Origin of the sequence: Streptococcus oralis subsp. oralis (genome assembly GCF_002096435.1) — a bacterium.
Lineage (GTDB): Bacteria > Bacillota > Bacilli > Lactobacillales > Streptococcaceae > Streptococcus > Streptococcus oralis_AA.
This window is the reverse complement of the sequence record NZ_NCUI01000025.1, coordinates 17892-30709: the sequence shown is the minus strand read 5'-3', so window position 1 is coordinate 30709 and position 12818 is coordinate 17892. Positions and strand designations below refer to the sequence as shown.

The following is a 12818-nucleotide window of genomic DNA, read 5'->3' as shown; positions in this document are numbered from 1 at the left end:
TGTAAACAAAAAGAACTCCTGAAAATCAGGAGTTCTTTTTTACCTTTTTTACTACTTACATGGAGTAGTTTGGCGCTTCATTAGTAATTTGCACATCATGAGGATGGCTTTCTTTTAGACCAGCCCCAGACATTTCAATAAATTGAGCATTATCATGTAGTTCTTTAAGGTTAGCTGCACCACAGTAACCCATACCAGAGCGAATACCACCAATCATTTGGAAGACAATATCAGCTGCTGCTCCTTTATAGGCAACACGGCCTTCAATTCCTTCTGGAACAAGTTTGTTTGCTTCATTGACAGAACCTTGGAAGTAACGGTCACTTGAACCTTTCTTCATTGCAGCGATTGATCCCATACCACGATAAGTCTTAAACTTACGTCCTTGGAAAATTTCCGTTTCGCCAGGCGCTTCGTCTGTTCCTGCAAACATTGATCCAAGCATAACTGCATTCCCACCTGCAGCAAGGGCTTTCACGATATCTCCAGAGTACTTGATTCCACCATCAGCAATAATCGTTTTTCCATATTCGCGCGCAACTGCTGCCGCATCATAGATTGATGTAACTTGTGGAACACCAACCCCTGCAATCACGCGAGTGGTACAAATAGAACCTGGTCCGATACCGACTTTGACAACATCTACACCTGCATCATAAAGAGCACGCGCACCTTCTGCAGTGGCAATATTACCCGCAATCAAAGTGCGGTCTGGGAAGTGAGCACGAATCTCAGCAATTTTACGCAAGACACCTGCAGAATGACCATGTGCAGTATCAATAACAATCGCATCCGCTCCTGCTTCAAAAAGAGCCTCTGCACGTTCAAATGTATCTGAAGTAACACCTACTGCACCAGCAACTAGAAGACGACCAAACTCATCTTTTGCTGCATTAGGAAATTCAATTACTTTTTCGATATCTTTAATAGTAATCAAGCCAGAAAGACGACCTTCTTCATCAACCAAAGGAAGTTTTTCAATACGGTGTTCTTGAAGAATACTTTCAGCTGTTGCAAGATCTGTACCAACAGGAGCAGTAACAAGATTTTCACTGGTCATATGGTTTGAGATTGGCTGATTGTAATCTGAAATAAAGCGAAGATCTCGGTTTGTTAGAATACCAACCAATTTACGATTTTCAAGTGTCTCCACAACTGGAACACCACTGATACGGTAACGTCCCATCAGTTCATCTGCTTCAGCAATAGTGTGTTCTGGAGTCAAGAAGAATGGATCAATAATAACACCATTTTCAGAACGTTTTACCTTGCGAACTTCATCTGCCTGTTGCGCAATAGACATATTTTTATGGATTACTCCAAGACCACCCGCACGAGCAATGGCAATAGCCATTTGACTTTCTGTGACTGTATCCATGGCGGCTGTTATAATTGGGATATTTAAAGTCAGATTATCTGCCAATTTTGTTGTTAAATCTGCATCATTAGGCAACACATGACTTTCTGCTGGAATGAGCAATACATCATCAAAGGTAAAACCTTTTTTTAAAAATTTAGTATCCCAATTAGACATTGAAGTTTCCTCTTTTCTTTCTTTTTGAGCTTGACTCTTTTTGTATTGTATCTATCATACCATTCTATGAAAATTTGTCAATTATATTTATGGTAGAAATCATAAAAAAACTATCCCTGTGATCCTATGGAAGAGATAGTTTTACGATTCATATTTTATCTATTATTTAAAATAATTTAGTCCCATTGCTCCCTTAACTTCAGATAGAGTTTGACCTGCAACCTCACGTGCTTTTTCACTACCTTTTTGAAGCATATTGTACACTTCTCCCATATCCTTAGCAAATTCGATACGGCGCTCACGAATAGGACCAAGTTCCCGTTCTAATATTTCAAGTAGATAACGTTTCGTCTTCACATCACCAAGACCACCACGTTGATAATGTTCTTTCATGTCCGCAATTTCTTGAGCATCTTCTGGACGACCAAACACATCTAGATAATGGAAAACCATGTTTCCTTCAATCTTACCTGGATCCTCAACACGAATATGATCCGGGTCTGTATACATACTCATGACTTTTTTACGCAACGTATCCACATCATCTGCTAGATAAATACCATTATTAAGGGATTTAGACATTTTAGCATTTCCATCTAGACCAGGTAGACGGCCCGCTCTTTCATTTTCTGGGTAAATACCTTCTGGTTCCACCAAAACATCACAGTTATAAGCATGATTAAAGGAACGAACAATCTCACGAGTTTGTTCAATCATTGGTTTTTGGTCTGTTCCTACAGGAACATAATTAGCCTTGAAGGCAGTAATATCAGCTGCTTGCGCAATCGGATAAACCAAAAATCCTGTCGGAATACTTTCTCCAAACCCTTTCTGAGCAATCTCTGTTTTCACTGTAGGATTGCGCTCTAAACGTGCTAGTGACACTAAATTCATATAGTACATAGACAGCTCAGCCAACTCTGGAATCTGGCTTTGAATAAAGATAGTTGATTTACTTGGATCCAATCCAACTGCTAGATAATCCAAGACAACATTCCCAATCGATTCTACAATCGTTTGAGGGTCTTTGGCGTGATCTGTCAATGCTTGTTGGTCCGCCAAAAAAACAAACATCTCATACTTGTCTTCTTCCTGCAGTAATACTCTATTTTTAAGACTCCCAACATAATGTCCAATATGCAGTTTTCCTGTTGGGCGATCTCCTGTTAAAATAATGGGTTTCGTCATTTTTTTCTCCTCCGAAATGGTCTCTTCAATTATAGCATTTTTTTGTTAAAATAACAGAAAATTATTTAAATCAAACAACTAACTCATTGTAAACAAACCTGTAAACTTAATTGACATAAAATTGACAAACAAAAATTTGAATATTTCTCTCTTTTCTAGTAGAATAAATATATTACATATTATAGGAGAAAAACATTGCTTACAGTATCTGATGTTTCACTACGTTTTAGTGATCGCAAACTTTTTGATGATGTCAATATCAAATTTACAGAAGGAAATACATACGGATTAATTGGTGCTAATGGTGCTGGGAAGTCTACATTCTTAAAAATCTTAGCTGGTGATATTGAGCCAACAACTGGTCACATCTCTCTTGGTCCAGATGAACGTCTCTCTGTTCTCCGTCAAAATCATTTTGACTATGAAGATGAGCGAGTTATTGATGTCGTTATTATGGGAAATGAAAAACTTTACAACATCATGAAAGAAAAAGACGCCATTTACATGAAGGAAGATTTTTCAGATGAAGATGGTGTTCGTGCAGCCGAACTCGAAGGTGAATTTGCTGAACTTGGAGGTTGGGAAGCAGAAAGTGAAGCGTCTCAACTACTTCAAAACCTAAACATTCCAGAAGAATTGCACTATCAAAACATGAGCGAATTGGCCAATGGTGAAAAAGTGAAGGTTCTCCTTGCTAAAGCCTTATTTGGTAAACCTGATGTTCTTCTTTTGGATGAGCCAACCAATGGTTTAGATATCCAATCGATTACTTGGCTAGAAGACTTCTTGATTGATTTTGATAACACCGTTATCGTAGTATCCCACGACCGTCACTTCTTAAACAAAGTGTGTACTCATATGGCCGACCTTGACTTTGGAAAAATCAAACTCTATGTCGGAAACTACGACTTCTGGAAGGAATCTTCTGAGCTTGCTGCTAAATTGCTAGCAGACCGTAATGCCAAGGCAGAAGAAAAAATTAAGCAATTGCAAGAATTCGTTGCTCGCTTCTCTGCCAACGCTTCTAAGTCAAGACAAGCAACGTCTCGTAAAAAAATGCTTGACAAGATTGAATTAGAAGAGATTGTGCCATCTAGTCGTAAATATCCATTTATCAACTTTAAAGCAGAACGTGAGATTGGTAATGATCTCTTGACAGTAGAAAATCTAACTGTAAAGATTGATGGTGAAACTATCCTAGACAATATTAGTTTCATCTTGCGTCCAGGTGATAAGACAGCTCTTATTGGACAAAATGACATCCAAACGACTGCATTAATTCGTGCAATCATGGATGACATCGACTATGAAGGAACTGTCAAGTGGGGAGTTACTACTAGCCGTTCTTACTTGCCAAAAGACAACTCGGCTGATTTTGCAGGAGGAGAGTCAATCCTTGACTGGTTGCGTCAATTTGCAAGTAAAGAAGAAGATGACAATACCTTCCTACGTGGTTTCCTTGGTCGTATGCTCTTTTCTGGAGATGAGGTTAACAAACCTGTAAACGTCTTGTCAGGGGGAGAAAAAGTACGTGTCATGCTTTCAAAACTCATGCTCTTGAAATCAAATGTCCTTGTACTTGATGATCCAACAAATCACTTGGACTTGGAATCTATCTCAAGCTTGAACGATGGATTGAAAAACTTTAAAGAATCAATCATCTTTGCTAGTCATGATCACGAGTTCATTCAAACTTTAGCAAACCATATTATTGTTTTGTCTAAGAATGGCGTCATTGATCGTATCGATGAAACCTATGATGAATTCCTAGAAAATGCAGAAGTACAAGCAAAAGTTAAAGAACTTTGGAAAGATTAAATAAGACTTCAAAACTCAGTTGGGGTAACCAACTGAGTTTTCTATCATTCTACGAGGTAACATGAAATCATTTTTTAAAACATATTGGACCTATTTTGTTTCTTTCATCATTCCTTTAGTAATTATGACTGGAGTATACCTAACTCAAGGTATCTACTGGAATAGCGATTCATCTCCACTATTAGGAGATGGTTTTCATCAATACGTTATTTTTGATGTAGCTTTACGAAATATTCTACATGGAAATGGCAGTTTGTTTTACACCTTTACAAGTGGCCTCGGACTGAATTTCTATGCTCTATCTAGTTATTACTCGGGTAGTTTTCTCTCACCTCTGGTTTACTTTTTTAATCTGTCGAATATGCCAGATGCTGTTTATCTGACCACTCTCTTAAAATTTGGATTGATTGGTCTGTCAACCTTCTTTAGTCTAAATAGATTATTTAAAGATATCCCAAAATTTTTAAAACTTGCCTTATCTACTTCCTATGCTTTAATGAGCTTCACTGTCAGTCAGTTAGAGATTAAAACCTGGCTAGATGTTTTTATCTTAATTCCTTTAATTATAACTGGTTTACACCTACTTATAACACAAAAGAAGCGCCTACTATACTTTACAAGTTTGTCAATCTTATTTATTCAAAATTATTATTTTGGGTATATGACAGCATTGTTTCTTATTTTCTGGTATCTCTGCCAAATTTCTTGGGACTTTAAAACTCGAAAATCATCTTTTATAGATTTTATTATCACTTCCTTTTTAGCAGGAATGGCTAGTTTGATTATGACTCTTCCTACACTGTTTGATTTACAAACTCATGGGGAGAAGTTAACTGCCATCACAAAATTAAAAACAGAAAGTAGCTGGTATCTGGATATTTTCGCAAAACAATTCATTGGATCTTTTGATACAACTAAGTATGGATCCATACCAATGATTTTTGTTGGATTGCTTCCTTTTATTTTAACCATTCTATTTTTCACAATAAAATCCATAAGGTTTCACGTGAAACTTATCTATGCAATTTTTTTTACTTTTTTAATAACAAGCTTTTACATAGAGGCACTTGATTTATTTTGGCAAGGGATGCATACCCCGAATATGTTTTTGCATCGCTATGCTTGGATTTTTTCCACTCTGTTAATTTATACTGCAGCAGAAGTATTAAATCGTCTGAAAGAACTGAAGCTATGGAATCTATTTTTCTCACTTTTTCTTGTACTAACAGGATTTTTGGCCACTGTCTATTTTAAATCACACTATTCTTTTTTAACTGATTTGAATATCCTACTCACTCTTGAATTTCTACTAGTTTATGCTCTTTTACTTCTTGCAGTCATTAGAAAGTTTATCTCTGTAAATCTATTTGCAATTCTTTTGTCTATATTTATAACAGCTGAGATAAGCTTAAATGCTTCATCTCAAATGGAAGGAATAGCTAAAGAATGGGCCTTTGCTTCTCGTAGCGCCTATAATAGAGATATCACCGCTATGGAATCCATTCTAAACCAAATTGACAATCCATTTACACGTACTGAAAAACTGCAAATTCAGACTGGGAATGACAGTATGAAATTTAACTACAATGGAATCTCTCAATTTTCGTCTGTACGAAATCGTTCAGCTAGCACTAGTTTGGATAAACTGGGATTCAAATCCTCTGGAACTAACCTCAATCTCCGTTATGCAAATAATAGTCTTTTAGCAGATAGTTTATTTGGAATCCAGTACAATATTTCTGAAACTTCACTTGATAAGTATGGCTTTCAAGAGATTTATCAAAAGGATCATTTAACCTTATATAAAAATCAACTCTCTTTACCCATTGCCTTTGCCACTCAATCTATTTACACCGATGTAAACTTTAATAATCACACTCTAGATAATCAGGCTTTATTTATAAACCATCTTGCTAATCTCAACATGGATTACTTCTCCCAAATAGCATATGATAAAACAGATACTTCAGATGGTTTAACGAGCATCACAGGTTCTGCGAATGAAGATGCAAAGATTGATTATCAAATTGAGGTTCCTCAAAATAGTCAAGTCTATCTCTCTTTTTCAAATCTTCATTTTACAAACGATAAGCAAAAGAAAGTTGACATCATTGTCAATGGAGAAAAAAAGACTTTTACAACTGACAATGCTTTCAATTTCTTTAATTTAGGCTATACAGAAGAACAAAAAACTTTCAATATCAGTGTTAGTTTCCCTGGAAATTCTCAGGTGTCATTTGAATCTCCAACCTTCTATCGTTTAGATACTCAGGCTCTTACTGAGGCAATTCAAAAGATTAAAGAACAACCTGTAGAAGTATCCACCTCTAAAAATAAAGTCTTTGCTACATATGAAGTAAAACAAGATACCTCTATTTTCTTCACTATTCCTTATGACAAAGGTTGGTCTGCATACCAGGATGGGAAAAAACTTGAAATCAAGCAGGCTCAAACTGGTTTTATGAAAGTTGATGTTCCAAAAGGAAAAGGCACCATTACACTTTCCTTTATTCCCAATGGTTTTGTTATTGGAGCAGCCTGCTCACTAACTGCCCTTCTTCTTTTTGGGATCTATAATCACAGACGAAATTTATCTAAGACAGAAAAAGATTGACCAATTCCTTGGTCAATCTTTTTAATCTTCTTCCATTTTCTTAGGTTGATAAGCTAGCATACCTAAAGCAGTAAAGAAAGCTAGTGTTATAATAAGGAAAATCACTTGGTGATGAATATTTCCTGTCATAGAGATTGTTTGTCGTAAACCTGATACAGAGTAACTCATTGGTAACCAAGGATTGACACCCTTAAAGAAATCATTTGTCAAAGCAAGTGGATAGGTCCCTGCACTTGATGCTAACTGTAATAAAAGTAAAATAAGAGAGAAGAAAGCTCCTATACGACTATTCCAAGTTGTTAAAGCTGTCACCATAGACATGAAAGCTAAACTTGTGATTATAATTAGAATCAAGGTCCTCATCTCATGGTTCGCAGTCAATCCAATAAGATGGACACCTCCATAAACTAAAACACCTGCTAAGACAGCTATAATCCCATTTATTTCAGAGCGAGACTTCAACCAAGCCCAACGGCTCTCTGGATGACGTCCAGAAGGCAACTTAGCAAAAATCATATTGGTAGATATAGCAGCAACAAAAAGAGCAACTGATATCATATAAGGAGCCATGGCAATCCCATTCACAGGAACTTGGTCATTGTCTGTTTTTGAGAGAACTAGAGGTTCAGATAATGTTTCTGCATTTTTAGATTCTGTCGAAGCTGATTTGAGTTGATTATTAGCATTGCCTAATCCTTGTCCTAATGAATCAACTCCTGTTTGTAAATCTTCAAGACTAGAGGTTAAAGTTGTTCCACCATCTGCTAGTTTTCCAGCACCATCTGCAATCTTCATAGCGCCACTTCCTAGTTGAGATGCTGCAGAAAGTAACTGTGTTGATTTATCTGTTAATTGACCAGAGCCAAATTGTAATGTAGTAATACCTGCTATCAGCTCTGGACTCTTATTATTCAATTGAGCAGAACCAGATGACAAACTTTCTATACCTGATACTAATTCTGGAGCTTTTCCAGCTAACGCATCTACTCCAGCTGTCAAGGTTGATGTGTTTTCTGTCAACTTACTTGATCCAGAAACTAATTGATCTAGACTAGTTGTTAAACTTGCATTCTTTTCACTTAGTTGATTAGCACCTATAGAAATAGTATCCAATCCTTTAGTATAGTTTACAACTCCTTTTTCAATTGACTGACTTCCAGGAACTAACTGATTATTTACAGAAGTTTGTAATGTTGTAAATCCATTTGACAAGGTTGTCAAGGAGCTAGATGCTGCAGGTAAGAGTTGATTTGCTTTCGTCTGCACATCAGATAGATTAGATACTTGTTGTTCTGAATTCTCTATACTTTCTTTTAATCCCCCTACTGTTGTTAAAATTGTTTTTGCTGACTCAATAATAGAATTAGAATTTTTAGAAATAGCTTCTGTCAGTTCTTTCTTTTGTTCCTCTGTAAGAGATTGATAAGTAGCTGTTGATTGAAGGTTAGCAATAGTTTTCTCTTGTTCTGTCTGACTTTTAGTCACAATATCCTGTGCAAGAGTTGTTAGATTTGGCAAAGCTTCTGAAAATTTACTTTTCAGTTGAGTGTCATCTGATATTGTAAGAGCTTGTAGTGTTTTATTTAGTTCTCCTAAGCTTGTTGCCAATTGCGCTATTTCTTCACTTTGTTGAGATGAGGACTCTAATTGACTTGAAATTTCTTTAATACCAGTATTTAATTGCTCCATTCCATCTCTTAGTGTATCTGATTGATTGGATAATTGACTTGTTCCGTTAGAAAGTTCTTTCACACTACTTGTATAAGCATTTACACCAACTGAAAATTGATTGAGACCTGTATCCAATTGTGAAACCCCACTTGTGTAGGACTTTATACCTGTATTTAGCTGATTTACACCTGTCACCAATTCAGGAGTTCTTGATGCTAATTGACCAAGTCCAGTGTCAACTTGTGAAACGGCATTTGTATAACTTTGTAAACCACTATTAAAAGTCCCTAGACCAATATGTAATTGCTCTATAGCAGATACATAGCTAGATAAACCTTTTGTAAATTGATCAGCTCCATTTGAAAAAGTTACACTTGAGTTAGCTAGAGTATTAAGATTTGTCGTCAATGTTTGACTTCCCGTCACCAACTGATTTGCTCCATTAGCCAATTGTTCACTTCCATCAGCTGCCTTGTTTATCCCAGACTTCAAATCATTCATTTTTTTAAACAAAGCCTTGGTATACGTTTCAGTAACATTAGTAGAAACGGTTTGTTTTAATTGTGTCATAGCTGAATCACTCATCTTACTTGCAATAAAACTATGCCCACTTGACGTCTGATAATCAATCTGCATTTGTTCAGGATGATTTGTTAGAATAGAAGTAGCCTTTTCAGATAAGTCACTTGGTAAAGTTACTACCATGTAGTAGTCACCATCTTCTAGACCTTTTTCCCCTTCCTCTTCATTAACAAAATGAAAATCTAAAGTCTTATTTTCTTTTAAATTAGACACCATGTCTTCACCAATTGTCATAGTCTGTCCATTATAAGAAGCTTCCTTATCTTTATTGACAACTGCCACAGGTAACTCCGATACTTGACCATATGGATCCCACATGGACGATAAAAATATAATGTTGTATAAAGCTGGAATGAGAGAAATCCCTATCATTACAATGATAAAGGTCGGTTTTTTAAAAATTTCTTTCCATTCTTTAAACATATTTCCTCCTTTTTTAAACATATTGTCTAAATTTTTGATATAATAGATTATACATTAAAAAATCTAAATTACAAGATAAAAAATACTTTTTTAGACATATAGTCTATTTTTGTGTACGAGGAGAAATTATGAAAGAAAGTAACAAACGTTTAAAAACAAAACGAATTATCGAAAATGCCATGGTTCAATTATTGATGGACCAGCCCTTTGATCAAATTTCTACTGTCAAGTTAGCAGAAAAAGCCGGAATTAGTCGTTCCAGCTTTTACACTCACTACAAGGATAAGTATGATATGATTGAACTCTACCAAAGTAAGCTATTTCATACCTTTGAGTATATTTTCCAAAAACATGCTCATCACAAAAGAGATGCTATTTTAGAAGTGTTTGAATATTTAGAGTCTGAACCACTATTAGCTGCTCTCTTGTCTGAAAATGGAACAAAAGAAATCCAAAATTTCTTGAGAAATAAGCTTCACATTATGCTTAGCACCGACCTTCAGAAACGCTTTATGAAACTACAACTCACTCCAATAGAATTAGAATACAGCAGTATTTATCTAACAAATGCCCTATTTGGTGTTTGCCAGACTTGGATTGCTCACGGAAAAAAAGAAAGTCCGCAAGAAATGACTGACTTCCTTATGAAAATGTTAGGTGATGTCAACTAAAAGAAAAAGAACACCAATGGTGTTCTTTTTTATCTGACTCCGCCAGTAGGACTCGAACCTACGACATCATGATTAACAGTCATGCGCTACTACCAACTGAGCTATGGCGGATAAAATAGTCCGTACGGGATTCGAACCCGTGTTACCGCCGTGAAAAGGCGGTGTCTTAACCCCTTGACCAACGGACCATCTATCTGTAGCAGATATAACCATTATATCAATTTCTTACTAATTGTCAATCACTTTTTAGATTTTTTCTCTAGAATATCTTTTAGTTTGCGGACTTTTAAACGAGTAATTGGACAACGATGATCTTCATAAAAGACAACTTCTAAATTCTTTCGATCAATTTCTCTCACATTTCCCACATTGACAAGGAAAGATTTATGGGAGCAATAAAATCGCTGGGTATGTTTATCCTTTTCCTGAATATCTGTCATAGTTCCATAGAATTCTTTTGCAAAATTCTTACCAATAATCCGAAGTTTATGAGAAACTCCTGTGGTTTCGATATACAAAATGTCATGGTAAGGAATTTTCAAATCATTTCCTTTATAGTTGTAATCAAAATAGTCTACAACATCTTCGTTTTCAAGCAGCATGCTCTTAGTGTAAAAAATACTCTGCTCGATGCGTTTTTTGAACAATTCATCATTGATATCTTTATCAACAAAATCTAGGGCTGATACCTGGTATTTGTACGTTAAGGTAGCAAATTCAGATCGACTAGTAATAAAGACAATAATAGCATAAGGATTGTGATGACGGATAAATTGAGCCACTTCAAAGCCTTTTTTCTCGATTCCATGAATATCAATATCTAGGAAATAAAGCTGGTTTACTTCATCATTTTCAATATATTCTTTAAACTCACGAACTTTTCCTGTTGTCTTATATGAAATAGGAATATTCGATTCTTCCGAGATTTCATTTAATATTCTCTCTAGTCTCACTTGATGTTCAATAACATCTTCTAAAATTAATACTTTCATTCGAATTCCCTCTTAAATCTAATAATTTGTCTAAATGTGTTGTCTTCCATCTCTGTTTCTAAGATAATGTTGTCATACTTATCTAAAATCTCTTTGACATTATTAAGTCCTAGACCTCTATTTCTTCCCTTGGTAGAGAAACCTAAGGCAAATAGATCCTCTGAAGGCGTCATAGTGATTTTGCATGAATTTTGGATAACTATAACTGTTTCAAAATCCATTTTAATGACTGCAACTTCCATTTGTTTCAAGTAACTATCTGTGGCACCTTCGACAGCATTATTTAATAGAATGCTCATGATGCGAACAAGATCAAGTAAATCCATTGACAATCTAGTAATAACATCTTTTACTTCCAATGTAAACTCTACATCATTTTTTCGTGCATAGACAATCGATTGAGCAATTAAACTTCGTAAAGCAGAATCTTCTATATTATTTAAATCAAAGTAAGTATATTTTTCTGACCTCAATTTCTGATTTGCTTTTACTAGGACTTCATTGTAAACCCTGTTAATTTCTTGTAAATCTCCACTGTCAATCGCCATTTGCATACTGACAAGCATCCCTGCATAGTCATGACGAAAACCTCGAATTTCATTATACAACTCCACAATTTCATCAGTATAAGTCTGTAAATGCTTTTGTTCAAATTTCTTTTGTTTTAGAGCAATCTCTTTTTCAATTTGAACCTTGTGAGAATTCATTGCAAAGAAAATCAATAACAAGCAAATAAAAACAATGGTTGATAAAATACTTCCGAAGCTATTTAAATGATGAGTTGTACTTACTATATCTGAAATAAACAATAAGATATGTAAACCAAAGAAAGCAACTATTACTTTTTTTAAAAAAGGATACAGATAATCTTTATCAAAATAGGTAAGTTCTAAATGGAAATAAGTAATAATTTTTTTAATAATAAAATATGTTAGTAATAGTACTCCTAAATAAAACATCACTTCATGTTCTATCACAAAAGCATCACCTGTTATAGAGGATAGGGTTACTGATAAAAAAGTATGTGTACTATGATATAATAAAGACAATAGTAAACTGATAAACATTCCTTTATGCTTATCATACTTCTTTAAAACTACTATAGAAGTATATAGAATAAAAGGAAATATAAACTTTTCAATCCCTAACCCAGCTAATGAAATAAAGTCAAAGAAAAATTCAGCTACAGACTGATATATAAATATACAGGCTATAAATAAATATCTTTCTTTTTTAGTTACTTTACAAATTAATTCATAGCTTATTGTTAAAATAAAAATATGAAGAATAACTATTCCAAATCCTAATAAACTCATCCTATCACC

The 12818-nt window shown here is 35.0% G+C and carries 8 protein-coding genes and 2 tRNA genes; 3 read left to right on the top strand and 7 right to left on the bottom strand.

Translation table 11 applies throughout. The annotated features are described in order from the left end of the window. Positions 1–55: 55 nt before the first annotated feature. On the bottom strand, positions 56–1534 hold the full coding sequence (gene guaB / locus B7723_RS06425) for an IMP dehydrogenase (protein WP_084850102.1): 1479 nt from the start codon (positions 1532–1534) through the stop codon (positions 56–58). A 162-nt stretch (positions 1535–1696) separates the two neighbouring features. Beyond that, positions 1697–2722 (bottom strand): tryptophan--tRNA ligase, encoded by a 1026-nt coding sequence (gene trpS, locus B7723_RS06420; RefSeq protein WP_084850103.1) that lies wholly within the window; start codon positions 2720–2722, stop codon positions 1697–1699. A gap of 195 nt (positions 2723–2917) precedes the next feature. Between trpS and B7723_RS06415 the strand changes: the two genes are divergently transcribed. Beyond that, on the top strand, positions 2918–4540 hold the full coding sequence (locus tag B7723_RS06415; RefSeq protein WP_000958788.1) for an ATP-binding cassette domain-containing protein: 1623 nt from the start codon (positions 2918–2920) through the stop codon (positions 4538–4540). A 61-nt stretch (positions 4541–4601) separates the two neighbouring features. Next, positions 4602–7154 carry a YfhO family protein gene (locus tag B7723_RS06410; protein WP_084850104.1) on the top strand — a complete coding sequence of 851 codons (2553 nt, stop codon included), beginning with the start codon at positions 4602–4604 and terminating at the stop codon, positions 7152–7154. Between the two features lie 21 nt (positions 7155–7175). Here the strand turns inward: B7723_RS06410 and B7723_RS06405 are convergent, their stop codons facing one another. Further along, positions 7176–9830, bottom strand: coding sequence for a YhgE/Pip domain-containing protein (locus tag B7723_RS06405; protein ID WP_084850105.1), 2655 nt, complete (start codon positions 9828–9830; stop codon positions 7176–7178). Positions 9831–9958: 128 nt separating this feature from the next. Between B7723_RS06405 and B7723_RS06400 the strand changes: the two genes are divergently transcribed. Continuing rightward, on the top strand, positions 9959–10501 hold the full coding sequence (locus tag B7723_RS06400; RefSeq protein ID WP_000665080.1) for a TetR/AcrR family transcriptional regulator: 543 nt from the start codon (positions 9959–9961) through the stop codon (positions 10499–10501). A 37-nt stretch (positions 10502–10538) separates the two neighbouring features. On the opposite strand, the gene B7723_RS06395 is transcribed toward B7723_RS06400, so the two are convergent. The 4 genes from B7723_RS06395 to comD form a co-directional block, all read right to left on the bottom strand. Beyond that, a tRNA-Asn gene (locus tag B7723_RS06395) sits at positions 10539–10612 on the bottom strand. A 5-nt stretch (positions 10613–10617) separates the two neighbouring features. After that, a tRNA-Glu gene (locus B7723_RS06390) sits at positions 10618–10689 on the bottom strand. A gap of 51 nt (positions 10690–10740) precedes the next feature. Then, positions 10741–11493, bottom strand: coding sequence for a competence system response regulator transcription factor ComE (gene comE, locus B7723_RS06385; RefSeq protein WP_000866079.1), 753 nt, complete (start codon positions 11491–11493; stop codon positions 10741–10743). Then, on the bottom strand, positions 11490–12809 hold the full coding sequence (gene comD, locus B7723_RS06380; protein WP_084850106.1) for a competence system sensor histidine kinase ComD: 1320 nt from the start codon (positions 12807–12809) through the stop codon (positions 11490–11492). Before comD ends, comE begins: the two co-directional genes overlap by 4 nt. Between the last annotated feature and the right edge of the window lie 9 nt (positions 12810–12818).